At 71.7% G+C, this 25,124-nt stretch carries 18 protein-coding genes; 1 reads left to right on the forward strand and 17 read right to left on the reverse strand.

The genetic code is table 11. The features are described from left to right. Positions 1-52: 52 nt before the first annotated feature. The 16 genes from rpmA to AC1VWI_RS17105 all read right to left on the reverse strand — a co-directional run bounded on the left by rpmA (position 53) and on the right by AC1VWI_RS17105 (position 22,436). A complete protein-coding gene (gene rpmA, locus AC1VWI_RS17030) occupies positions 53-307 on the reverse strand; it encodes a 50S ribosomal protein L27 (protein WP_449706282.1) in 255 nt (84 codons plus the stop codon). A 14-nt stretch (positions 308-321) separates the two neighbouring features. Continuing rightward, positions 322-642: a 50S ribosomal protein L21 gene (gene rplU, locus AC1VWI_RS17035; protein ID WP_018556584.1), complete on the reverse strand. Its 321-nt coding sequence runs from the start codon at positions 640-642 to the stop codon at positions 322-324. Positions 643-874: 232 nt separating this feature from the next. Then, positions 875-4,996, reverse strand: a complete 4,122-nt coding sequence (locus AC1VWI_RS17040) for an Rne/Rng family ribonuclease (RefSeq protein ID WP_499511868.1) — start codon at positions 4,994-4,996, stop codon at positions 875-877. Between the two features lie 218 nt (positions 4,997-5,214). After that, positions 5,215-5,988: a TIGR03936 family radical SAM-associated protein gene (locus AC1VWI_RS17045; RefSeq protein WP_499511869.1), complete on the reverse strand. Its 774-nt coding sequence runs from the start codon at positions 5,986-5,988 to the stop codon at positions 5,215-5,217. A gap of 529 nt (positions 5,989-6,517) precedes the next feature. Next, positions 6,518-6,994, reverse strand: a complete 477-nt coding sequence (locus tag AC1VWI_RS17050) for a hypothetical protein (RefSeq protein WP_499511870.1) — start codon at positions 6,992-6,994, stop codon at positions 6,518-6,520. Between the two features lie 155 nt (positions 6,995-7,149). Further along, positions 7,150-9,075: a TIGR03960 family B12-binding radical SAM protein gene (locus AC1VWI_RS17055; RefSeq protein WP_499511871.1), complete on the reverse strand. Its 1,926-nt coding sequence runs from the start codon at positions 9,073-9,075 to the stop codon at positions 7,150-7,152. Between the two features lie 148 nt (positions 9,076-9,223). Further along, complete coding sequence (locus AC1VWI_RS17060; protein ID WP_499511872.1) at positions 9,224-10,759, reverse strand: CYTH and CHAD domain-containing protein; 1,536 nt, start codon at positions 10,757-10,759, stop codon at positions 9,224-9,226. Positions 10,760-10,819: 60 nt separating this feature from the next. Then, positions 10,820-12,016, reverse strand: a complete 1,197-nt coding sequence (rodA, locus tag AC1VWI_RS17065) for a rod shape-determining protein RodA (RefSeq protein ID WP_499511873.1) — start codon at positions 12,014-12,016, stop codon at positions 10,820-10,822. Beyond that, a complete protein-coding gene (mrdA, locus tag AC1VWI_RS17070; RefSeq protein ID WP_499511874.1) occupies positions 12,013-14,223 on the reverse strand; it encodes a penicillin-binding protein 2 in 2,211 nt (736 codons plus the stop codon). The genes rodA and mrdA overlap by 4 nt, the downstream gene beginning before the upstream one ends. An 85-nt stretch (positions 14,224-14,308) precedes the next feature. Further along, the gene (mreD, locus tag AC1VWI_RS17075) at positions 14,309-14,917 is read right to left on the reverse strand and encodes a rod shape-determining protein MreD (RefSeq protein WP_499511875.1); all 609 of its coding nucleotides are present in this window, start codon (positions 14,915-14,917) and stop codon (positions 14,309-14,311) included. Further along, a complete protein-coding gene (gene mreC, locus AC1VWI_RS17080; RefSeq protein ID WP_499511876.1) occupies positions 14,914-15,861 on the reverse strand; it encodes a rod shape-determining protein MreC in 948 nt (315 codons plus the stop codon). The genes mreD and mreC overlap by 4 nt, the downstream gene beginning before the upstream one ends. Before the next feature lie 122 nt (positions 15,862-15,983). Further along, positions 15,984-17,003 carry a rod shape-determining protein gene (locus tag AC1VWI_RS17085; protein WP_499516833.1) on the reverse strand — a complete coding sequence of 340 codons (1,020 nt, stop codon included), beginning with the start codon at positions 17,001-17,003 and terminating at the stop codon, positions 15,984-15,986. Between the two features lie 315 nt (positions 17,004-17,318). Next, positions 17,319-17,732, reverse strand: coding sequence for a nucleoside-diphosphate kinase (gene ndk / locus AC1VWI_RS17090; RefSeq protein WP_499511877.1), 414 nt, complete (start codon positions 17,730-17,732; stop codon positions 17,319-17,321). 95 nt (positions 17,733-17,827) lie between these two features. Continuing rightward, positions 17,828-18,163, reverse strand: a complete 336-nt coding sequence (locus AC1VWI_RS17095) for a DUF4233 domain-containing protein (RefSeq protein ID WP_499511878.1) — start codon at positions 18,161-18,163, stop codon at positions 17,828-17,830. A 24-nt stretch (positions 18,164-18,187) separates the two neighbouring features. Next, a complete protein-coding gene (gene folC, locus AC1VWI_RS17100) occupies positions 18,188-19,672 on the reverse strand; it encodes a bifunctional tetrahydrofolate synthase/dihydrofolate synthase (RefSeq protein WP_499516834.1) in 1,485 nt (494 codons plus the stop codon). Between the two features lie 127 nt (positions 19,673-19,799). Then, positions 19,800-22,436: a valine--tRNA ligase gene (locus tag AC1VWI_RS17105; RefSeq protein WP_499511879.1), complete on the reverse strand. Its 2,637-nt coding sequence runs from the start codon at positions 22,434-22,436 to the stop codon at positions 19,800-19,802. Between the two features lie 407 nt (positions 22,437-22,843). On the opposite strand from AC1VWI_RS17105, the gene AC1VWI_RS17110 reads away from it, so the two are divergent. After that, positions 22,844-23,716, forward strand: a complete 873-nt coding sequence (locus tag AC1VWI_RS17110) for a hypothetical protein (RefSeq protein ID WP_499511880.1) — start codon at positions 22,844-22,846, stop codon at positions 23,714-23,716. Between the two features lie 67 nt (positions 23,717-23,783). Here AC1VWI_RS17110 and clpX read toward each other — a convergent pair whose 3' ends face one another. Further along, positions 23,784-25,070, reverse strand: coding sequence for an ATP-dependent Clp protease ATP-binding subunit ClpX (gene clpX / locus AC1VWI_RS17115; RefSeq protein ID WP_329187895.1), 1,287 nt, complete (start codon positions 25,068-25,070; stop codon positions 23,784-23,786). Positions 25,071-25,124 lie beyond the last annotated feature (54 nt).

Consider the following 25,124-nt stretch of genomic DNA (forward strand, 5'->3'; position numbering starts at 1 on the left):
TTCCCGGTCCGGGAAACAGGGTCCGCCCTCGGTGAAGTCGTATCGCGGCCGATCAGGCGACCGGGACGATGTTCACGACCTTGCGACCACGGCTGGTGCCGAACTCGACCGCACCGGCGGCGAGGGCGAACAGCGTGTCGTCCTTGCCACGGCCGACGCCCGAGCCGGGGTGGAAGTGGGTGCCGCGCTGGCGGACGATGATCTCACCGGCGTTCACGACCTGGCCGCCGAAGCGCTTGACGCCGAGCCGCTGGGCGTTGGAGTCGCGACCGTTCCGGGTGGACGATGCGCCCTTCTTGTGTGCCATCTCTCCTCAGTCCCTTACTTCGCAGCGGCGGGGATGCCGGTGATCTTCAGGGCCGTGTACTGCTGACGGTGACCCTGACGACGGCGGTAGCCGGTCTTGTTCTTGTACCGCAGGATGTCGATCTTCTGGCCCTTGTGGTGGTCCACGATCTCGGCCTGGACCTTGATCCCGGCCAGCACCCACGGGTCGCTGGTGACGGCGTCGCCGTCGACGACGAGGAGCGTCGAGAGCTCGACCGCATCGCCAACCTTGCCAGTGGAAATCTTGTCAACCTCGACGATGTCGCCGACGGCCACCTTGTGCTGGCGGCCACCGCTGCGCACGATTGCGTACACGCGGAACTCACTCTCTCGCTCGGATCGTCACTCCTGACGCCAGCCGTCCCTGCGGTGCTGGGGGGCCTCTGCCGGCCGTGGCCGGTAGGAAGATGCTCAGGAATGGGCGTCAAAACGCCGAAGGTCAAGGTTACGGGGCGTCCCCGATGGGGTCAAACCGGCGCCTGCGCGACCCCGTACGCACCGCGGGCCGTCCCCCGGTGGGGAACGGCCCGCGGACGGTGACCCCGGGTCAGGACGCCTCGGTGGGCGCCTCGGCCGTGGCCTTGGCGGCGGCCTTCTTCGCCGTCGTCTTCTTGGCCACCGTCTTCTTGGTGGCGGTCTTCTTGGCGACCGTCTTCTTCGCGGCGGCCTTCTTCGCCGGAGCCTTCTTCGCGGCCGTCTTGCGCGCGGCCCGCTTCTTCGGCTCCGCCTGCCCGGCCTCGACGGCCTCCGTCCCCGCCTCGGCCGCCGGGGTCTCCTCCGGCTGCGCCTCGGTGCCGGGGACGACCACGACCGCGGCCTCCTCGCCGGCGGACGGCGCGCCCGCGGGGGCGGACACCCTGCGCGTGGCGCGACGGCGCACCGGCGCGGCCGGCGCCTGGACCTTCGCCACCGGCTCCGGCTCGGGGGCCGGGGCCGGAACGGCCGGCTCCGCCGCGGGGACGACCACGGTGGCGGCCTCACCGGCGGGGGCGCTCGGCGCGGTGGCCTTGCGGGTCGCCCGGCGCCGACCACGGACCGGTGCGGCGGGCTCCTGCACCGCCTCGGCGATGCCCACGACGGCGGGCGCCTCGGGGGCGGTGGCCGTCGCGGCCTCCGCCGCCTGGGGCTCGGTGACCGGGGCGACCGACGGGACGACGGTGACGATCTCGGCCGTGGCGTCCGGCGAGCTCACCGGGGCGGTGACCCGCCGCGAGGCGCGCCGCCGGGAACGCCGGCCCGCCGCCGCCTCGGCCTCGGCCGGGCTGCCGTACCAGTCCTCGTCCCCGCCGATGGCGGGCACCAGCTCGGCCTCGGTGACCGCGACCGGCTCCAGCTCGGGAACCTCCTCCGCGGCCTCCTCGGCCTCGGTCAGGGCGGCGGTCTCCGCGACCGCCGGCTCCTCCGCCGCGCCGCCACGACGGCGCTTGCGCTTGCCGCCGCCACCGGCCGCCGTGGCCTGGTCCATGTGGACGATGACGCCGCGGCCGTTGCAGTGCACGCAGGTCTCGGAGAAGGACTCCAGCAGGCCCTGGCCGACCCGCTTGCGGGTCATCTGGACCAGGCCCAGCGAGGTGACCTCGGCCACCTGGTGCTTGGTGCGGTCCCGGCCCAGGCACTCCAGCAGCCGGCGCATGACCAGGTCGCGGTTGGACTCCAGCACCATGTCGATGAAGTCGATCACGATGATGCCGCCCAGGTCGCGCAGCCGCAGCTGGCGCACGATCTCCTCGGCCGCCTCCAGGTTGTTCCTGGTGACCGTCTCCTCCAGGTTGCCGCCCTGGCCGGTGAACTTGCCGGTGTTGACGTCGATGACGACCATCGCCTCGGTCCGGTCGATCACCAGCGAACCGCCGCTCGGCAGCCAGACCTTGCGGTCCAGCGCCTTCAGCAGCTGCTCGTCGATCCGGTACGTGGCGAAGACGTCGACCTCGGAGGTCCAGCGGCCCAGCCGCTCGGCCAGGTCCGGCGCGACGTGCGAGACGTAGCCGTGGATGGTCTCCCAGGCGGTGTCGCCGCTGACGATGACCTTGCCGAAGTCCTCGTTGAAGATGTCGCGGACGACCCGGACGGTCATGTCCGGCTCGCCGTAGAGCAGCGACGGGGCGTTGCCGCTCTTGGCCTTCTTCTGGATGTCCTCCCACTGCGACTGCAGCCGCTCGACGTCACGGCGCAACTCGTCCTCGCTCGCACCCTCGGCGGCGGTGCGCACGATGACGCCCGCGTCCTCGGGGACGATCTTCTTGAGGATCTGCTTCAGCCGGGCGCGCTCGGTGTCGGGCAGCTTGCGGCTGATACCGGTCATCGAGCCCTCGGGCACGTAGACCAGGTAGCGGCCGGGCAGCGAGACCTGGCTGGTCAGGCGGGCGCCCTTGTGGCCGATCGGGTCCTTCGTGACCTGGACCAGCACCGACTGGCCGGACTTGAGGGCCGCCTCGATGCGCCGCGGGCCGTTGCCCATGCCCAGCGCCTCGAAGTTGACCTCACCGGCGTACAGCACCGCGTTGCGGCCCTTGCCGATGTCGACGAACGCGGCCTCCATGGACGGCAGCACGTTCTGGACCTTGCCCAGGTAGACGTTGCCGACGTAGGAGGTGGCCTGCTCCTTGTTGACGTAGTGCTCGACGAGGACGCCGTCCTCCAGCACGCCGATCTGCGTCCGGTCGCCGTTCTCACGGACGACCATGACGCGCTCGACCGCCTCACGGCGGGCCAGGAACTCGGCCTCGGTGATGATCGGCACACGCCGGCGGCCCTGCTCGCGGCCCTCGCGGCGCCGCTGCTTCTTGGCCTCCAGACGGGTGGAGCCCTTGATGGACTGCACCTCGTCGACCGGCTCGGCCGTCTTGCGCGGCTCACGGATCTTGACGACCGTGCGCTCCGGTGCGTCCTCGCCCAGGCTCTCCTCGGCCGTCCCCTCGCCACCACGGCGGCGGCGACGGCGACGGCGGCGGCTGGTGCTGCTCTCGGCCGACTCCTCGTCCTCCTCGGACTCGTCCCCGGCGTCCTCGCCCTCCTCGTCCTCGCCGACCGTGCCCTCCTCGCCGTCGAGGGCCTCGCCGCGACGACGGCGGCGGCCACCGCGGCGGCGACGGCGGGACGGCCGCTCGCCGCCCTCACCCTCGTGCTCGTCGGCCTCGAACTCCTCGCCTTCGGCCTCCGCCTCGTCCTCCTGCGCGGCCTCGGGCTCCTCGGGGGCGTGCTCGGTCACGACCGCCTCCGCGGCCTCCGCGGCCTCCACGGCCTCCCCGCGCCGGCGGCGACGGCGACGGCGCCCACCGGTCTCGGCGGCGTACTCGTCCGCCTCGGGCTCCTCCTGCTCCTCGCGCTCGGCGGGCTGCTCCGCCTGCACCACACCGGGGGCCTGGAACACCGGAGCCTGGAACACGGCCATGGGCGGCCGTACGACCCGGCGGCGGCCGCGCGCGGGGGCGGGCTCCGCCTCGGGCTCGGCCTCAGGGGCGGCCTCGGCCTCGGGGACCGCGGCGGGCTCGGCGCCCTGCGCCTCCTGGACCTCGATGACGATCGTGTCCGCGGGGACGCCGAACGCCTCCGCGACGGCCGCGACCGCGGCGACGCGGGCCTCCTCGACGGTGTCGCCGTAGCCGCGGATCTCGTAGGCGTCCTCGACCTCGACGGCCCAGCCGGAGCCGTCCGGGACGGCCTTGGCGGTGTAGGCGCGCTGCTCAGGGGCGGCGCCCTCGGCGGCCTCGCCCCCGGCCTGGGCCCCCGCCTCGTCACGCGGCGCGAGAGCGCCCGGCTTCAGACGGCGGGAGCCGTCGTCGGCGGCGAGGAAGGATGCGGCCGGAGCGGTACGCCGCCGCGAGCGGGTCGTCCTGGACTTCTCGGCCTGGGGCTTCTCGGCCCTGCCCCGCTTCGGCTTCTCCGCGGGCTCCTCCTGCAGGGCCTTCGCGGGTGCGTCGGCGGCGGCCGCGGCCGCGGGCACGTCCTCGGCCGGGGCCGGGGCCGGCTCGGGGCTGGTCACCTTGCGCGTCGCACGGCGCCGGCTACGGGCCGGAGCCGCAGGCTGCTCGGCCTGCTCCGCCTCCGGGGCGGCCTCGGCGTGCAGCGGCAGGTCGGCCTGGAGTTCCTTCGCCTGCGTGTCGGCGGCGGCCGCGGGACCGGACTCCGCCTCGGCCTGGACCGGCTCGGGGCTGGTCACCTTGCGCGTGGCACGGCGCCGGGTACGCGCCGGAGCCGCAGGCTGCTCGGCCTGCTCGGCCCCGGAGGTCTCGGTCGAAGGGGTCTCCTCGGCAGGGGTCACCGCGGCGGGGGCCTCGGGGGCGGCCGCAGGAGCGGTGGCCTTGCGCGTCGCGCGGCGACGGGCCGGGGCGGGGGCGGCCTCGGCCGCCTCCTCGGCGGACCCGGCCGGGGCCGGCTCCGGGGCGGAGGACTTGCGGGTCGCCCGGCGCCGGGTGCGCGCGGGGGCGGGTTCGGTCTCGGAATCGGCGGATGGGGCCTCGGCCGGTATGGCCGGCGGCTCGGCGGCCCCAGCGGGGGCGCCGGACGTCACGTCCTGACCGGCCTCGCCGGCCGCGGGCGGTCCCGCGGGGCGGCTGGCCGCGCGGCGACGGCGGCGCGGGGCGACCGTCGCCTCGGTGTCGGTGCCGCCGGAGGCGGCTTCGGTGGCGCCGTTCTCGGGCGCCTCGTTCGGCTCGTTGGTCTCGAGCATGCGGGCATTTCTCCCGTCGCGTTCCCGGGCGCCGCGTCCTGGTCCGGTACGCGGCGGCCCGCGTCTCAGCGGGGCCGCCGCCCGGGGGCGCGGGCGCCACACGGGAACTGTCGTGTAGCTCGTCGGCACCGCAATGACGGACCGACGAAAGTCTCGTCTGATGTGTGCTGCCGGACCCGGGTTTCCCCGGATGCGTCGGCCGCACAACGACGACGGTCCTAGGCGGATCCCTCCGGCGCCGCCGCGACATCGCGGTCAGGCGCGAGCGGATCGTTCACCGTGCCGGTCTCCTCATCGAGCGGCCCCTGCGCCAGCCTGGTCACCGCAGCGGGGACCGGCGGCGCGAGGTCGGCCACCGCGCGGAGGCCGGACAGGACGTCGTCGGGTCGTACAGCAGGTGTCACATGCCGAACAACCAGCCGCAGTATCGCACAAGCTCCTGGTGTCGGCCTATCGGCATCCCGTTCGAGAATGCCGTCCTGGGCCCCGGCCACCTGCGGATCGACCGCTTCGAGCCGGGTCACTGCCTCGCGCGCGTCGAAAGTCCGCACGCCGTTCTTCGTCATCCGCTGGACCTCGACGGTCCCGGCGGCGAGGAACGCGGCCACGGCCCGCTCGGCCTCGGCGTGCTCCACACCGTCCAGCCGCAGCTGCCACACGGACGCTTCCAGCCGCTCGGCGAGCCCCGACGTGCGGGCCTCGACGGCCTCGACCACGTCGAGACCGGCCGGCAGTGACTCGTCCAGCAGCAGGCGCAGCTTCTCCGGCTCACGTGCCTCCGCGAGCGCGATCTCCAGGTACTCGGCCTCGCTTCCGACGCCGGTGGGTGCGGCGTTGGCGTACGACACCTTGGGGTGCGGGGTGAAACCCGCCGAGTAGGCCATGGGCACCCCGGCGCGGCGCAGAGCCCGCTCGAATGCGCGCTGGAAGTCGCGGTGGCTGGTGAACCGGAGGCGGCCGCGCTTGGTGTAGCGCAGTCGAATGCGCTGCACCGCGGGTGCGGGCGGCGGGCCTTCGGGCTGTCGCTTGCCCAGTGTCGTTCAGTCCTTCGTACGTCTGGTCACCCCGGACGGGGTTGCTTGTGCCTTCCAGGTTACTGGGGGTTCCGGCCTTCCGGTTCCCCACGGCGCCGCCGCGCTCCACCGGCCGCGGCGCGCCGGTCAACGCCCTCCGCAGATCGGCGCGCATCCCGCGCACGGTCTCCCGCACGGTGGCCAGCGCGTCGCGCACCGCCCGGCCCGCCTCGGCCGCCACCCGCCGCACCGGTCGCCACACGGGCAGCACGAGGGTGCGCCACACCCAACCGGCGTGAACCACCAGAACCGCGGTGACCAGCCACTTCAGCGCCCGCCCCACGACCCTTGACACGTACCCCGCCACGCGCCAGCCCACCAACAGTGCGTCCCGCACCTCCCGGGCGACCGGCACGAGCACCCTGCCCCACAGGAAGCGCAACGGGGCCACGACCACCGACCGCACCAGCCACGCCACCGCCACCGCCAGCGGCACCAGGACGTGGCGCTACACCGCGACCACCGGAACCACCACGAGGACCCCGACCGCCCACCGGGCCAGCCACGCCACCCCGGCGGCCAGCGGCACCAGGACACGGGCGTACAGCGCCGCCAAGGGCACCACCAGCAGCACCCGGACCGCCCACACCGCCCCCCGCCCGCCCCAGCGGGACGAGCACGTACCGCCACAGCGCCACCACCGGCAACACGACCAGCACGGCGACCACCCACGCCACGGCACGGCCCGCCCGGCCGGCACCAGCACATACCGCCACAGCGCCGGCGCGGGGGCGACCACCAGCACCCGGCCCAGCCATCCCCCGGCGCGGCCCAGCGCCCGGCCCGCAACCGTCAGGGCGTCCCACGCCATGCGCAGCGGAAGGACCACCACCAGCGCGACGATCCGCACCGGCATCCTGATCGCCACCGCCAGGCAGCCGTCCCCGCTCTCGCCGTACCCACCGGCATTCCCCCGTTCCTGCATGCCCGAACGGTACGCCCGGAAGCGCATCTTCCCCTCCCGCCCGCCGACGTGGGGGTCAACCGCCGCGCGGCGACGCCGGTCTGACGGCCGTTCCGCTCCCCCGTACGCACGAAGGCCCCCCGCCGTCCGGCGGGGGGCCTCGTCTCCACGACGGGCTACTTCACGACGGTCAACGGGAGCAGCTTCTTCCCCGTCGGGCCGATCTGGATGTGGGTGTCCATCTGGGGACACACCCCGCAATCGAAGCACGGCGTCCAGCGGCAGTCGTCGACCTCGGTCTCGTCGAGGGCGTCCTGCCAGTCCTCCCAGAGCCAGTCCTTGTCCAGACCGGAGTCCAGGTGGTCCCAGGGCAGGACCTCCTCGTAGGTGCGCTCCCGGGTGGTGTACCAGTCGAGGTCGACGCCCTGCTCAGGGAGCGCCTTCTCGCACATGCGGGCCCAGCGGTCGTAGGAGAAGTGCTCGCGCCAGCCGTCGAAGCGGCCGCCGTCCTCGTAGACGGCGCGGATGACGGCGCCGACGCGGCGGTCGCCGCGGGAGAGCAGGCCCTCGATGATGCCGGGCTTGCCGTCGTGGTAGCGGAAGCCGATGTTGCGGCCGTACTTGCGGTCGCCGCGGATGGCGTCGCGCAGCTTCTCCAGGCGGGCGTCGGTCTCCTCGACGCCGAGCTGCGGGGCCCACTGGAACGGGGTGTGCGGCTTGGGCACGAACCCGCCGATCGACACCGTGCAGCGGATGTCGTTCTGGCCGGTGACCTCGCGGCCCTTCTGGATGACGTTCTTCGCCATGTCGGCGATCTGCAGGACGTCCTCGTCGGTCTCGGTGGGCAGCCCGCACATGAAGTACAGCTTCACCTGGCGCCAGCCGTTGCCGTAGGCGGTGGCGACGGTGCGGATCAGGTCCTCCTCCGAGACCATCTTGTTGATGACCTTGCGGATGCGCTCGGAGCCGCCCTCGGGGGCGAAGGTCAGACCGGAGCGGCGGCCGTTGCGGGTCAGCTCGTTGGCCAGGTCGATGTTGAAGGCGTCGACGCGGGTGGAGGGGAGGGACAGGCCGATCTTGTCCTCCTCGTACCGGTCGGCGAGGCCCTTGGCCACCTCGGCGATCTCGGTGTGGTCGGCGGAGGAGAGCGACAGCAGGCCGACCTCCTCGAAACCGGTCGCCTTCAGGCCCTTGTCGACCATCTCGCCGATGCCGGTGATGCTGCGCTCCCGCACCGGGCGGGTGATCATGCCGGCCTGGCAGAAGCGGCAGCCGCGGGTGCAGCCGCGGAAGATCTCCACGGACATGCGCTCGTGGACCGTCTCCGCCAGCGGGACCAGCGGCTGCTTGGGGTACGGCCACTCGTCGAGGTCCATGACGGTGTGCTTGGACACCCGCCACGGCACGCCCGAGCGGTTGGGGACGACGCGGGCGATCCGGCCGTCGGCCAGGTACTCCACGTCGTAGAACTTCGGCACGTACACCCCGCCGGTGCGGGCCAGCCGGAACAGCAGCTCGTCGCGGCCGCCGGGGCGGCCCTCGGCCTTCCAGGCGCGGATCACGTCGGTGATCTCCAGGACGGCCTGCTCGCCGTCGCCGATCACGGCGGCGTCCAGGAAGTCCGCGATGGGCTCCGGGTTGAAGGCCGCGTGGCCGCCGGCGAGCACGATCGGGTCGTCCTCGGTCCGGTCCCGGGCCTCCAGCGGGATGCCCGCGAGGTCCAGGGCCGTGAGCATGTTGGTGTAGCCGAGCTCCGTGGAGAAGCTGAGGCCGAAGACGTCGAAGGCCTTGACCGGGCGGTGCGCGTCCACGGTGAACTGGGGCACGCCGTGCTCGCGCATCAGCGCCTCGAGGTCCGGCCACACGCTGTAGGTGCGCTCGGCGAGGACCCCCTCGCGCTCGTTCAGCACCTCGTAGAGGATCATGACGCCCTGGTTGGGCAGCCCGACCTCGTAGGCGTCCGGGTACATCAGGGACCAACGGACGTCGCACTCGTCCCAGGGCTTGACGGTGGAGTTCAGTTCCCCGCCGACGTACTGGATCGGCTTCTGCACATGCGGCAGCAGGGCCTCGAGCTGGGGGAAGACCGACTCGACAGGCATCAGAGGTGTCTTTCGTGAGCTGGCAAGGGTGACCATTCAGCGTAACGCGTCACAGAGGGCTTCCCGGCCGCGTCCACGCGACGCCCGGGCCCGGGCGCTCCGGGACGCGGCGGCGCGGTGGTGGCCGTCCCGGGCCGGCTCAGCCGGCTCAGCCGGCCAGCGTGCCGCGGTCGGCCCGGGGCCACTCCTGCGGGAGCTGCCGCTCGGCGGCGGCGGCGCGGTCGCGTTCGAGCTGGTAGAGCACGCCGTACGCGAAGGTGTCCTCGCCGGCCTCGCGGGCGTCCGAGGCGAGGCGCAGCACGGCGTCGCGGCAGATGACGCTGTCCTGGTGCTCGCCGAGGAGCTGCTGGACGGCCTTCATGCGCTGGGTGTGCTTCTTGGCGGGCTTGCGCAGCGCCGGGACGGCCTGGGCCGCCTCACTGCTGTAGCGGGCCCGCTTGGCGGCCTTGCGGGCGTCGTGGAGGACGAGGTCGCGCTCGTGGCCGGGTTCCATCTCCAGGGCCGACTCGACACGGGTGCGCAGCCGCCGGTGGTCGCGGCGCACGGCCTTGGGGACGGCGTCGGCCGCGGGGGCCGCGGCCGCGTCGAGCAGGGGCGGATCGGCGAGCAGTGACTCCAGGGTGTCCAGGAGCCGGAAGTAGCGCCTGCCGCCGAGTTCGCGCAGGAGTTCCTTGCGGGCGCCCTCGTGGACGGGGGCGTCGCCGCCGATGCGGGCGGTGAGGACCTCCGTGACGAGTTCCTCCGGCAGTTCGGCCTCGCGGTCGCGGAGGCGGTCGGCGAGGACCTCGCGGTCGCGTTCCAGGCCCAGCACCCCGGCGAGCCACTTCAGCTCGTCGCCGACGGGGTCGGTCGCCTCGCGGTCGAGTTCGCGGCGGAAGGACTTGAAGGCGCTGCGCAGCCGCCGGGTGGAGACCCGCATCTGGTGGACGGAGTCCGGCTCGTCGCGGCGGACCTCCGGGTCCCAGCCGATGATGGCGGCGACCTGCTCGTGCACGTAGGCCAGGGCGACGTCCCCGGCGGTGTCGGTGGAGGACGGCGGCTGCGGCGGCCCGGGTGCGTCGGCCAGGCGCTTCCCGAGGGCGCGGGCGAGCTTCGAGGGGGACTTCGAGCGCCGCAGGCCCGCCGCGCGGAGCCGCTTCTCGACGGCGTCGAGGAGGGCGGTGTCGCCGTCGATGAGTTCGGTCTCGACCTCGGTCCAGGCGGTCTCCGCACCGTCGCCGTGGTCGAGGAGGGTGGCCCGGACGTGGTCGTGGGCGATCTCCACCAGGGGTGCGCCCCCGGCGTCGACGAGGTGCACCCGCTTGCGGGTGTTGCGCAGCCGGACGACCGGGACGAGCTCGCGGTCGCGGACGATCGCGGCGACCTCGGCGAGCAGGGACTTGGGGACCCGGGGGCCGCCCTTGCGGCCCTGCTTGCCGAGGGGCGCGTGCACCTCGGTGCGGGTGTCGGCCTGTGAGCTCGGCAGTTTCAGGTGCCAGCCCGCGTCGTCGCCGCCGGTGCGGCGCCGCAGCGTGATCTTGTGGGTGGCCAGCCGCAGGTCGGCGGTGTCGACGTAGACGGCGTCCAGTTCGGCCGGTTCCAGGACGCGCACCGCCGCGACCCCGGGCAGGCCTTCGAGATCGGGCTCACCGGTCTGCTCGGCGGCCTCGTACTTGCGCTCGGTCTCCGCGACACGCTTCCCCATGTCAGGAACCTAATCGCGGGTTCGCCCGGCCGCAATGGTGCGTTCACCCGGTGGGCGGGATCAGGCCGACATGGGCCGCTTCATGTGGATGGCCTGCAGCAGCCCGATGGCGATCCAGACCGCGAACATCGACGATCCGCCGTACGAGACGAACGGCAGCGGCAGACCCGCCACGGGCATGATGCCGAGGGTCATGCCGATGTTCTCGAAGGACTGGAAGGCGAACCAGGCGACGATGCCGGCAGCGATGATCGTTCCGTACAGGTCGGTGGCGTTCCGGGCGACGCGGCAGCCGCGCCACATGATGACGCCCAGCAGCACGATGATCAGGGCCGCCCCGACGAAGCCGAGCTCCTCCCCCGCCACGGTGAAGACGAAGTCGGTCTGCTGCTCGGGCACGAACTGCCCGGTGGTCTGGCTGCCGTCGAACAGGCCCTTGCCGAGCAGCCCGCCGGAGCCGATGGCGATGCGCGCCTGGTTGGTGTTGTAGCCGACGCCCGCGGGGTCGAGGGCGGGGTTGGCGAAGGCGGCGAAGCGGTCGATCTGGTACTGGTCCAGGACGCCGAGCTGCCAGACCGCGATGGCGCCGCCGGCGCCCGCCGTGATCAGGCCGAGGACCCAGCGGTTGGATGCGCCGGAGGCCAGCAGCACGCCGAGCACGATGACCGCCATCACCATGACGGAGCCGAGGTCGGGCATCAGCATGACGATCGCCATCGGCAGTATGGCGAAGCCGAGCGACTGGGCGACCGTGCGGTGGTCGGGGAAGAGCCGGTCGCCCGCGTCGACGCGGGCGGACAGCATCATCGCCATGCCCAGAATGATGGTGATCTTGGTGAACTCGGACGGCTGCAGGGAGAAGCCGCCACCCAGCACGATCCAGGCGTGCGCGCCGTTGACCGTGGACCCCAGCGGGGTGAGGACCGCGGTCACCAGCAGCACCGAGATGGCGTAGAGCACCGGCACCGCGCCCCGCAGCCGGCGGTGGCCCAGCGCCACGGTGCCGGCGGCGAGGGCGAAGCCGATCGCGGTGTTGAGCATGTGCCGCAGCAGGAAGTAGTACGGGTCCCCGTGGGTGAGCTCGGTGCGGTTGCGCGTCGCGGAGAACACCAGCGCCGTACCGATCAGGGACAGCGCGAGGGCGGCGCCGAGCAGCAGCCAGTCCATCCGGCGCAGTATCGAGTCCCGGGCCAGGAGCTTGCCCAGGGTGCCGCGTTCCGGGGTGAAGCGACGCATCGCGTAGCCGTGCGCGCTCATGACCAGTACCTCCTGCCCAGCAGGAGCTTCTCGGTGCGCTCCGGGGGCAGCGCGGCGGCGGCCAGCGCCGTGTCCCGCGGCGCGGCGGGCGCCTGCGGCACGTCGGCCCAGGAGGCCTTGGTGATCTTGATCGTGCCGTCGGAGTCGATCTTCGGGAGCTTGCTCGAGGGGTGCGGGAGCAGCGCCTTCTTGTTGTCGATCGACCCGTCCTTCTGGACGCCGTACATGGCCTCGTAGATCTTGCGGACGGCCGGACCGGAACCACCGGAACCGGTACCACCCTGGGAGATCGTCATGACGATCGCGTAGTCCTTGCTGTACGTCGTGAACCACGACGTGGTCTGCTTGCCGGCGACCTCCGCGGTACCCGTCTTGGCGTGCAGGGCGATCTTGTCCTGCGGCCAGCCGCCGAACCGCCACGCGGCCGTACCGTGCGTGACGACGCCCTCCAGGGCCTCGTTGATGTACTTCAGCGTGTTCTTGGTGGCCGGCGCGTGCCCGTTGACCTTCGGCTTGATCCGGGTGACCTTCTTGCCGTCGGCGCTGATGATCGCCTTGCCGATGGTGGGCTGGTAGAGCGTGCCCCCGTTGGAGATGGCCGAGTAGATGTTGGCCATCTGGATCGGCGTGACGAGCGTGTCGCCCTGGCCGATGGCGTAGTTGACCGAGTCACCGGCGCGCATCACGTAGCCGTCGACGCAGTTCTCGCGCGCGATCTGGCTCGCGTAGTCCTGCTTGTCGCTCTTGGCGACCTTGCACCAGTAGTTCTTGTTGGCCTCGTAGTAGTCCCGCTTCCACTGCCGGTCCGGGATCCGGCCGGTCACCTCGGAGGGCAGGTCGATGCCGGTCACCGAGCCGAGGCCGTACTCCTTGGCGGTCTTGTAGAACCAGTCCTTGGGGTGCTTCTTGGGCTTGGTGCCGCCGTCCTTCAGCCACTGGTCGTACGACAGGCCGTAGAAGACGGTGTCGCAGGAGATCTCCAGGGCGTGGGCGAGGGTGATGGAGCCCGCGCTCTCCCCTTCGAAGTTGTTGAAGACCCGGCCGCCGATGGTCATCGACGACGGGCAGGGGTAGCGCCCGTTGATGTCGTAGCCGGCCTTCACGGCGGCCGAGGTGGAGATCGCCTTGAAGGTCGAGCCGGGGGCCGACTGACCCTGTATGGCCCTGTTGAGCAGGGGGAAGTTGGACTTCTTGCCCGTCAGCTTGGCGTAGTCCTTGGCGGAGATGCCGCCGACCCAGACGTTCGGGTCGTAGGTGGGCGCGCTGGCCATGGCGATGACCTGGCCGGTGTGCACGTCCATGACGACGACCGCGCCGGAGTCCGCCTTGTAGAGGCTGCCGGTGACCTTGTCGAAGGTCTTCCGGGCGACCTTCATCGCCTCGTCGAGCTCCTTCTCGGCGACCCTCTGGACGCGGGCGTCGATGCTGGTGACCAGGTGGCTGCCGGGCTCCGCGGCGGTCTCGCCCGCCTTGCCGATGACCCGGCCGAGGTTGTCCACCTCGTAGCGGGTGACGCCGGCCTTGCCGCGCAGCTCGCTGTCGTAGGTGCGCTCCAGGCCGGAACGGCCGATCTGGTCCGAACGCAGCAGGGACTGGCCCTTCTTCTCCGCGGCGGTCAGCTCGTCGTCCGTGACGGGCGAGAGGTAGCCGAGGACCTGGGAGGTGTTGGACCCGAAGGGGGAGGTGTAGCGGCGCACCGCGGTGGGCTCGGCGGTGATGCCGGGGAAGTCCTCACGGCGCTCCATGATCTGCAGCGCCTGCTGGGTGGTGGCCTCGTCGGTGATCGGGATCGGCTGGTACGGCGAGCCGTTCCAGCACGGCTTGGGGGTCTGCGAGTCGCAGAGCCGCACCTTGCCCAGGACCTCTTCCGGCTTCATGTGCAGCACGTCGGCGAGCCGGGTCAGCACCGCCTTGCCGTCGTCCTTCTGCTTCAGCAGGTCGGTGCGGCTCGCCGAGACCACCAGCCGGGTCTCGTTGTCGGCGAGCGCCACGCCCTTGTCGTCCAGGATCGACCCGCGGACGGCGGGCGCGACGACCTCCTGGACGTTGTTGCTGTTGGCCTGCGCCGTGTACTCCTGGCCGTTGCGGATCTGCAGGAACCACAGCCGCCCGCCGAGGGTGAACAGCAGGGACAGGACGAGGATCTGCAGGACCACCAGCCGGATCGTGACCCGCGGCGTCCGCCCCGTCTCAGGGATGTTGCTCACGCCGCCACTCCCGCTTCTCCGCCCGCTCGGCACGACACCGCGCGCTTCGTCGTCGGCCGCGGCCCGGCGGCCTCGCGTGCGTCGCTCACAAGCGCCGCCCTCCCTTGGCGACGCTCCCCACCCTGCCCAGAAGGCTCGAACGCTGGCCGCCGATGCGTGCGCCGAAGCCGGGACCGGAGGCGTCCTCCCCGAGCGGGTCGCCCTGGAACCGGCGGGCCAGTGCCATGATCCACGGCACGGTGAACGGCGCGAGCAGCAGGTCGTACAGGGCGGCGGTGAACAGCAGCTTGCCCAGGCCGACGTGCTGCGCCGCGGTGTCGCCCACGAGGGCGCCCACGGCCGCGTACAGCACCGTGGAACCGATGGCGGCGCCCACCACGACCAGCATCGGCCGGGTGGCCGACCGCAGCTGGCCGCCGTCGGGCCTGACCAGGCCCGCGATGTAGCCGACGACGCACAGCACGAGGGCGTAGCGGCCCGCGGCATGGTCGGCGGGCGGGGCGAGGTCGGCGAGCAGGCCGGCGCCGAAGCCGATGAGGCAGCCGGCCACGTGGCCGTACGTCAGTGCGAGGCCGAGGACGACGAGCAGCAGCAGGTCGGGGACGGCGCCGGGCAGGTGGAGGCGGGCCAGGACACACACCTGGACGACCATGCCGGCGACGACGAGGCCGGTGGCGAGCAGCGCGCGCTTCATCGGACCTCCTCCTGTCCGTAGAGCGAGGACTGAGAGGGGCTCACACTGGGCGTCGCCGTGACGGTGACCGTCGGGACCGGCTTCGGCCCGGCCGGCAGCACCGAGTCACGCGGGTCCTTGCGCGGGCCCTGGACGACGACGCCGACGATGTCGAGCTTGGTGAAGCCGACGAACGGGGTGACCTCGACCGTGCGGGTGAGGCCGCCGCCCGCGGGGTCGACCTTGGCGACCGTGCCGACCGGCACGCCGGGGACGAAGGGCTTGTCCGCCTGCGAGCCGAAGGTGACCAGCCGGGAGCCCTTCTTCACGTGGGCCTTGCCGTTGAGGAGCTGCACCCGCATCGGCCGGTTGCCCTGGCCGGTGGCGAAGCCGAGCTCGGAGGACTTCTCCAGCCGGGTGCCGACCGTGAAGTCCGGGTCGCAGGCGAGCAGGACGGTCGAGGTGGAGGGGCCGACGGTGGTGACCCGGCCGACCAGGCCGTCACCGTTGACGACCGTCATGTCGCGCTGGATGCCGTCGTTGGCGCCGGAGTCGATGGTGACCGTCCAGGAGAAGCCCTGGGCGGCTCCTATCGCGATGACCTGCGCGCCCTTGACCCGGTACTGACCGGCTCCGGCGAGCTTGAGCAGCTTGTCGAGTTCGCGGGCGCGCTCGCGCGTGACGTCCTTGCTGCCGAGCTGCTGCTTCAGCTCGGCGTTCTCCCGCTCCAGTTCGCTGATGCGGCTGCTGCGGTCGCCGGAGTCGCGTACCGCGTCCACCGCGTTGTCCACCGGGTCGACCGCGGCCGCGACCCCGTCCTCGACGGGGCCGAAGACGGCGGCCGCGGCGGACCGGGTGCCGTCGAGCGGTGAGTCCTCACCGCCGCGGATGTCGACGGTGATCAGCGCGAAAGCGATCGCCACCAGCAGTACCAGCAGAAGCCGGCTCTCTCGTGTGTCCCTCACGGGGGCCAGTCCGTGCCTTCCTCGTCAGAGCGTGTGAGCCCGTGGGCCCGATGGGCCGTGCCGGGAGGTAGAACGATCCGGCGTACGGGCAGGACTTCACCCGTACGACGGATCGTGAGGACTCATCTGCGCGGCTGCGCGTCCAGGACCTGCTGCAGCGCCTCGAACTCCTCGACGCACTTGCCGGCGCCGAGGGCCACGCAGTCCAGCGGGGACTCGGCGATGTGGATCGGCATGCCGGTCTCGTGGCGCAGCCGTTCGTCCAGGCCGCGCAGCATCGCACCGCCGCCGGCCAGGACGATGCCGCGGTCCATGATGTCGCCGGACAGCTCGGGCGGGCACTTGTCGAGGGTCGTCTTGACCGCGTCGACGATGGCGTTGACCGGCTCCTCGATCGCCTTGCGCACCTCGGCTGCGGAGATGACCACCGTCTTGGGCAGGCCGGAGACCAGGTCGCGGCCGCGGATCTCGGTGTGCTCCTCGTTCTCTACCGCGAAGGCCGAGCCGATGGTGAGCTTGATCGATTCCGCGGTGCGCTCGCCCAGCAGGAGGCTGTACTCCTTCTTGATGTGCTGGATGATCGCGTTGTCCAGCTCGTCACCCGCCACCCGGATGGACTGCGCGGTGACGATGCCGCCGAGCGAGATGACGGCGACCTCGGTGGTGCCGCCGCCGATGTCGACGACCATGTTGCCGGTCGCCTCGTGGACCGGGAGCCCGGCGCCGATCGCGGCGGCCATGGGCTCCTCGATGATGTGCACCTGGCGCGCACCGGCCTGGGTGGCGGCCTCGATGACGGCGCGGCGCTCGACGCCGGTGATGCCGGAGGGCACGCAGACCACGACGCGGGGGCGCGCCAGGTAGCGGCGCTTGTGGATCTTGAGGATGAAGTAGCGCAGCATGCGCTCGGTGATCTCGAAGTCCGCGATCACCCCGTCCTTGAGAGGACGGACCGCGACGATGTTGCCGGGGGTCCGGCCGATCATCTTCTTCGCTTCGGAGCCGACCGCCAGGATGCCGCCCGTATTGGTGTTGATGGCGACGACGGATGGCTCGTTGAGGACGATCCCGCGACCCCTGACGTACACCAGCGTGTTGGCGGTGCCGAGGTCGACAGCCATGTCACGGCCGATGAACGACATGTTGTTCGCCATGAGGATACGTCTGGCCTTCCCGAGCTGGAGCGATGTGGGGGTGAGCACGGCGGATGCGCTGCTGTGCGCCGAGCCGGAGGTGCGGAGATTCCATGGTAGTCGCGCCCGACGGGGCACGGGGTCAGGGTTCCGCCGCCATTGTCATCAGAACACACAGCTGTCCTCTGCAATGGTGACGCCGTGTCGGCGGAATTGGTTCCCCCGAACCCCCGGCATATGCCTGCGGGCGGCCGGGAAATTTCCGGCCGCCCGTTGAGCTGATCGGGCGTCAGCTGTGAATTCGGGGCGAATCGTCGCGGAGGATCAGGCCAGGCCGGGGAAGAAGATCTTGATCTCGCGCTCGGCGGACTCCTCGGAGTCCGAGGCGTGGATCAGGTTCTCCCGGACGATCGTGCCGAAGTCGCCGCGGATCGAACCGGGGGCGGCGGCGATCGGGTCGGTCGGGCCGGCCAGCGCGCGCAGTCCCTCGATGACCCGCTCGCCCTCGACGACGAGGGCGACGGCCGGGCCGGAGGCCATGAACTCCACCAGCGGCTCGTAGAAGGGCCGGCCGACGTGCTCGGCGTAGTGCTGTTCGAGGATCGCGCGGTCGAGCGTGCGCAGTTCCAGCGCGGTGATGCTCCAGTCCGCCTTGCGCTCGATGCGGCCGAGGATCTCGCCGACCAGGCCGCGACGTACGGCGTCCGGCTTGAGAAGGACGAGGGTGCGCTGGGACACGGTGTGACTCCTATGTGCGGGTGCGGGTACGACGACATTACCGGGGATCCCCACGACCCACGGCACCCCCTGGGTCCGGGGCACGGGACGTGCGATCAGGCCGGCTGCGCGGCCCGCGCCGCCTTGGCCTCGTCGACCTTCCGGCCGAAGTGGACGGCGGCCCACCACAGGGCGGCGAAGACCGCGCCGAGGAAGAACATCACCGGGACGGCGAAGCCGCTCACGATCAACCCGGCCTGCAGCAGCCAGCCGACGGCCAGCCCGCCGCGCCGCCCGAGCATGCCGCACAGCAGCACGCACAGGGCCATGGCGATGCCGCTGACCGTCCATACCGTGCCGGCCGTCAGCTCCGGCTGCTTCATCGCCACCAGACCGGCGAAGCCGATCACGAAGAACTCACCGATCAGGGTGCTCGCGCACAGGGTCCGCATCCGCTTGGTTCCGCTTCCCGCTCGTCACTTCCGGCCCAGCAGCAGCCGGGCCTCTCCCACGGTGATCACCGAACCGGTGATCAGCACCCCGGCGCCGGAGTACTCGCCCTGATCCTCGGCGAGCGTCACGGCCGCCTCGATCGCGTCGTCCAGCCGCGGCTCGACCTGCACACGCTCGTCGCCGAAGACCTCGACCGCGAGCGCGGCCAGCTCGTCCACGTCCATGGCGCGGTGGGTGGAGTTCTGGGTCACCACGACCTCGGTGAAGACCGGCTCGAAGGCCTCCAGCAGCCCCCGTACGTCCTTGTCGCCGCTCGGCCCGACCACGCCCACCAGGTGGGTGAAACCGAAGGCCTCGCCCAGCGCGGCGGCCGCCGCCCGGGCCCCCGCCGGGTTGTGCGCCGCGTCCAGCACCACGGCGGGGCTGCGGCGCACGACCTCCAGCCGGCCCGGCGAGGTGACGCCCGCGAAGGCGGTGCGGACGGTGTCGACGTCCAGGGTGCGGGCGTGCAGGGTGCCGATGCCGAAGAAGGCCTCCACCGCGGCGAGCGCCACCGCCGCGTTGTGGGCCTGGTGCTCACCGTGCAGCGGCAGGAAGACCTGCTCGTACTCCCCGCCCAGACCGCGCAGGGTCAGCATCTGCCCGCCGACGGCCACCTCGCGGTGCGTGACGCCGAACTCCATGCCCTCCCGGGCGACCGTCGCGTCCACCTCGACGGCCCGCTTCAGCAGCACCTGGGCCGCCTCCACGGGCTGCTGGGCCAGCACGGCGGTGGCGTCCTTCTTGACGATCCCGCTCTTCTCCACGGCGATCTCGCCGGCCGTCTCGCCCAGGCGGTCGGTGTGGTCCAGGTCGATCGGGGTCACGACGGCGACCGTGCCGTCCACCACGTTGGTCGCGTCCCAGCTGCCGCCCATGCCGACCTCGACGACGGCCACGTCCACCGGGGCGTCGGCGAAGGCGGCGTACGCCATGCCGGTCAGCACCTCGAAGAACGACATCCGGTACGGCTGCGAGGCATCCACCATCTGCACGTACGGCTCGAGGTCGCGGTACGTCTCGATGAAGCTCTCCGGCGCGATCGGACGGCCGTCGAGGCTGATCCGCTCGGTGACGGACTGCACGTGCGGGCTGGTGTAGCGGCCGGTGCGCAGGTCGAAGGCGAGCAGCAGCCGCTCGATCATGCGGGCGGTGCTGGTCTTGCCGTTGGTGCCGGTGATGTGGATCGAGGGGTAGGAGCGCTGCGGCTCGCCCAGGATGTCCATCAGCGCTGTCATCCGGTCCAGGGACGGCTCCAGCTTCGTCTCCGGCCAGCGGCCGGCCAGCTCCGCCTCGACCTCACGGAGGGCCTTGTCGACCTCCGGGTCGGCGGGGCGGGCCGGGACGCCGTCGTCCTGCGGCACCGGTCCTCCGGCCCGGAGGGTACGGCTGCCCGCCTCGATCACCGCCAGGTCGGCCTCGCGGCCGGGGTCGGTGTCGGCTTCGTCCTCGTCGCCGCCCAGACCCATCGCGGCCAGCGGGTCGGAAAGGGGCTCGTCGTTCTCGGGGCGCGGGTTGCTCACGACCACATTGTACGAAGCGGCCAGGTGGATCCGGGTTGTGGGCAGGCGTTTCCGCCTGCCCACCCCGGCTGCGTCAGCCCTGCGGCAGCGAGGACAGCTGCGCGGTGATGCGGGCCATGTCCGCCTCGGCTGCCGCCAGGCGGGTGCGGATCTTGGCGACGACGGGCTCCGGTGCCTTCGCGAGGAACGCCTCGTTGCCCAGCTTCGCCGTGGCCTGCGCCTTCTCCTTCTCGGCGGCGGCCAGGTCCTTCGCGAGCCGCTTGCGCTCGGCGTCGACGTCGATCGCCCCGGAGAGGTCCAGCGCGACCGTCGCGCCGGCGACCGGCAGGGTCGCCGTCGCGGTGAAGCCCTCTCCCTCCGGCTGCAGGCGCAGCAGCTGGCGGACCGCCGCCTCGTGGGCCTCCAGGCCGGTGGAGCCGAGGTCGAGCCGGGCCGGGACCTTCTGGCCCGGCTGCAGGCCCTGGTCGGCGCGGAACCGCCGGACCTCGGTGACCAGCGACTGCACCGCCGCGATCTCCTTCTCGGCGGCCGCGTCGCGGAAGCCGGAGTCGGCCGGCCAGTCGGCGATGACGACCGACTCGCGCCCGGTGAGCGTGGTCCACAGCGTCTCGGTCACGAAGGGGACCACCGGGTGGAGCAGCCGCAGCAGCTTGTCCAGGACCTCGCCCAGCACCCGCCGGGAGACCTCGGCCGGGCGGCCGCCCGCCAGGAAGGTGGTCTTGGACAGCTCGACGTACCAGTCGAAGACCTCGTCCCACGCGAAGTGGAACAGGACGTCGCTGAGCTTGGCGAACTGGTAGTCGTCGTAGAGCGCGTCGGCCTCGGCGACCGTGGCGTCCAGCCGGGACAGGATCCAGCGGTCGGTGGCCGACATCTCCTCGGGTGCGGGCAGGTCGCCCTCGACCGTGGCGCCGTTCATCAGCGCGAAGCGCGTGGCGTTCCAGATCTTGTTGGTGAAGTTGCGGGAGCCCTGGACCCAGTCCTCGCCGATCGGCACGTCGGTGCCGGGGTTGGCACCGCGCGCGAGCGTGAAGCGCAGCGCGTCGGAGCCGTAGGTGTCCATCCAGTCCAGCGGGTTGACCGCGTTGCCGAAGGACTTCGACATCTTCTTGCCGAACTGGTCGCGGACCATGCCGTGCAGGGCGATGGTGTGGAACGGCGGGGTGCCGTCCATCGCGTAGAGACCGAACATCATCATCCGGGCGACCCAGAAGAAGAGGATGTCGTACCCGGTGACCAGGACGGAGTTCGGATAGAACTTCGCGAGGCTCTCGGTCTGCTCGGGCCAGCCGAGCGTGGAGAACGGCCACAGACCGGAGGAGAACCAGGTGTCGAGGACATCGGTCTCCTGGGTCCACCCCTCGCCGCCAGGGGGCTGCTCGTCGGGACCGACGCAGACGATCTCGCCGTCCGGTCCGTACCAGACGGGGATGCGGTGACCCCACCACAGCTGGCGCGAGATGCACCAGTCGTGGAGGTTGTCGACCCAGTCGAAGTACCTCTTCTCCATCTCCTGGGGGTGGATCTTGACCTTGCCGTCGCGGACGGCGTCACCCGCGGCCTTCGCCAGCGGGCCGACCTTGACCCACCACTGCATGGACAACCGCGGCTCGATGGTGGTCTTGCAGCGCGAGCAGTGGCCGACGGAGTGGACGTACGGGCGCTTCTCGGCGACGATCCGGCCCTCGGCGCGCAGCGCGGCGACGATGGCGGAGCGGGCCTCCAGGCGGTCCAGTCCCTGGAAGGGGCCGTGCGCGGTGATGACCGCGCGCTCGTCCATGACGGCGAGGTTCGGCAGACCGTGGCGCTGGCCGATCTCGAAGTCGTTCGGGTCGTGCGCGGGCGTCACCTTGACGGCGCCCGTGCCGAACTGCGGGTCGACGTGCTCGTCGGCGACGACCGGGATGCGGCGGCCGGTGAGCGGCAGCTCGATCTCGCGGCCGACGAGGTGCCGGTAGCGCTCGTCCTCCGGGTGGACGGCGACGGCGGTGTCGCCGAGCATCGTCTCGGCGCGGGTCGTCGCGACGACGATGGAGTCCTCGCCCTCGCCGTAGCGGATCGAGACCAGCTCGCCGTCGTCGTCCTGGTACTCGACCTCGATGTCCGAGATGGCCGTCAGACAGCGCGGGCACCAGTTGATGATGCGCTCGGCACGGTAGATGAGCTCGTCGTCGTAGAGCTTCTTGAAGATGGTCTGGACGGCCTTGGACAGGCCCTCGTCCATGGTGAAGCGCTCACGCGACCAGGCGACGCCGTCACCGAGGCGCCGCATCTGCCCGGAGATCTGCCCGCCGGACTCCGCCTTCCACTGCCAGACGCGCTCGATGAACGCCTCGCGGCCGAGGTCGTGGCGGGACTTGCCCTCCTTGGCGAGCTCGCGCTCGACGACGTTCTGCGTGGCGATGCCGGCGTGGTCCATGCCGGGCTGCCACAGCGTCTCGTACCCCTGCATCCGCTTGCGGCGGGTGAGGGCGTCGATCAGCGTGTGCTCGAAGGCGTGGCCCAGGTGGAGGCTGCCGGTGACGTTCGGCGGCGGGATGACGATGGTGTACGGCTTCTTGTCGCTCTTGGCGTCGGCCTCGAAGTAACCGCGCTCTACCCAGCGCTCGTACAGGGGCCCCTCTACCTCGGCCGGCGCGTACTGGGTCGGCAGTTCGGGGGTCGCGCTGTTCGGTCCGCTCTCGGCGGCCTGCTGAGTGTTGTCGGTCACGGCGCTCAGTTTACGGGCGGGGCGGGCCCCGTTACGAATCCACCGGTGCCCGGGCGCGAGGCGCGGGGACGGGGCCCCGAGGACGCACGCCCTCCGCGGGGCCCGGCGGGGGCGCTCGCGGTCCGGATCCGGGGGGCGCGTGGTGCCGGGAGCCGGGGGCGGGAGGCCCCCGCCGGTCCCCGGGGGCCGGCCCGCCGCCTCCGAACCACCGGCGGACGAGTGACTCCTGACGGGAAACCGGCAGATGGGACGGGTCGGCGGTACCGGTCCGCACCGGTGGTCGGGGTGATCAACCGGGCATCTGCACCGTCTTGTTACCAAGTCCTGACGACGCCGGTGTAAAGACGGCCTAAACAATCCGCAAGGATGAGTACGAGGAGACAGCAGTTCAACGAGGGGACTCACCGATGAGCTTCAACCAGCCGCCGCCGCAGCCGGGTTACGGCGGCCAGCCTGGCTACGGGGGCCAGCCCGGCCACCCCCAGCAGCCACCGGTCCCGCCCGGCCCGCCCCAGCAGCCCGCACCGGGCTACGGCTACCCGCAGCAGCCCACGGCCCCGCAGCCGGCCCCCGGCTACGGCTACCCGCAGCAGCCCGGCCCGTACGGTCAGCAGCCCGGCCCGTACGCCCAGCAGCCGGGCCCCTACGGCCAGCAGCCGGGCGCCTGGGGTGCCCCGCCGCCGCCGTCCGGGGGCAAGGGCAAGATCATCGGCATCGTGGTCGGCGTCGTGGTCGCCGTCGCGGTCATAGGCGGCGGCATCCTCGCCCTCACGGGCAGCGGCGGCAGCGGCGGTGACCACAAGCTCGCCATGCCGGCCACGCTGCTGGACGGCCAGTACGCCAAGTCCGGCAACGACCCCGGACTCAGCAACGGCGAGACCGGGGACGACACCGGCATCGACGACGCCACCACGGTCTCCGGAAACTACAAGAAGGGCGCCACCGAGCAGCTGATCGTCACCGGCGCCTACGGTGACGTCAGCGACCCGGGCAGCGTGCTGGACAAGATGCTCGCCGCCTTCACCTCCAAGGCCGGCAGCTCCGGCGGCGAGGCCCCGAAGGAGGTCCACCCCACGGGCTTCGACGGCGACATCATGAAGTGCGGCACGATCGGCTCGGCCGGGGTCAGCTTCCCGTACTGCGCATGGGCCGACGACAGCACGGTCGCCATGGCCATGGACATGAACGTCGACATCACCGGCGCCACCGAGCCCCCCTCCCTCACGGAGTGGGCGGACAGCACCGTGAAGATCCGCGACGAGGTCCGCGTCAAGAAGTGACCCGCCCCGTACGGCGAAGGGGGCGCCCGGCAGCTGCCGGGCGCCCCCTTTCGTGTGCCGGGGTGCGCTACGCGCTCTTCTGCTCGCCCTTGCCGATGATGCGGGGCTCGCGCGGGACCAGGGTCGGGTTCACGTTGGAGTGGACGACGTCCTCGCTGATGACGACGCGGGCGACGTCCTTGCGCGAGGGCACCTCGTACATCACCGACATCAGCACCTCCTCCATGATGGCGCGCAGGCCGCGCGCGCCGGTCTGGCGGAGGATGGCCTGGTCGGCGATGGCCTCCAGGGCGCCGCGCTCGAACTCGAGCTCGACGCCGTCGAGCTCGAAGAGCCGCTGGTACTGCTTGACCAGGGCGTTGCGCGGCTCCACCAGGATCTGCAGCAGCGCCTCACGGTCGAGGTTGTGCACGCTGGTGATGACCGGCAGACGGCCGATGAACTCGGGGATCATGCCGAACTTCACCAGGTCCTCCGGCATGACCTCGGAGAACTGGTCGGCGGAGTCGATCTCCCGCTTGGAGCGGATGGTCGCGCCGAAACCGATGCCCTTGGCGCCGGCCCGCGACTCGATGATCTTCTCCAGTCCGGCGAAGGCACCGCCGACGATGAAGAGCACGTTGGTGGTGTCGATCTGGATGAACTCCTGGTGCGGGTGCTTGCGCCCGCCCTGCGGCGGCACCGAGGCGGTGGTGCCCTCCAGGATCTTCAGCAGCGCCTGCTGCACGCCCTCGCCGGAGACGTCGCGGGTGATCGACGGGTTCTCGCTCTTGCGGGCGACCTTGTCGATCTCGTCGATGTAGATGATCCCCGTCTCGGCCTTCTTGACGTCGTAGTCGGCCGCCTGGATCAGCTTGAGCAGGATGTTCTCGACGTCCTCGCCGACGTACCCGGCCTCGGTCAGCGCGGTGGCGTCCGCGATGGCGAACGGCACGTTCAGCATCCGGGCCAGGGTCTGGGCGAGCAGGGTCTTGCCGGAGCCCGTGGGACCGAGCAGCAGGATGTTGGACTTGGCGAGCTCGATGCCGTCGTCGTGGCCGCGGCCGCCGCCGTTCTCACCGGCCTGCACCCGCTTGTAGTGGTTGTAGACCGCCACGGAGAGCGCCTTCTTCGCGGGCTCCTGGCCGACGACGTAGCTCTCGAGGAACTCGTAGATCTCGCGCGGCTTCGGCAGGTCCTCCCACCGCACCTCGGAGGACTCGGCGAGCTCCTCCTCGATGATCTCGTTGCAGAGGTCGATGCACTCGTCGCAGATGTACACACCGGGTCCTGCGATGAGCTTCTTCACCTGCTTCTGGCTCTTTCCGCAGAACGAGCACTTGAGCAGATCGCCGCCGTCACCGATGCGTGCCACGAGGTGCTTCCCCTTCGCCTGGGTCCCGTCAGTTCGACGAGTCCTGGTGCTTGC

Source organism: Streptomyces sp. TOM-9, assembly GCF_056858595.1.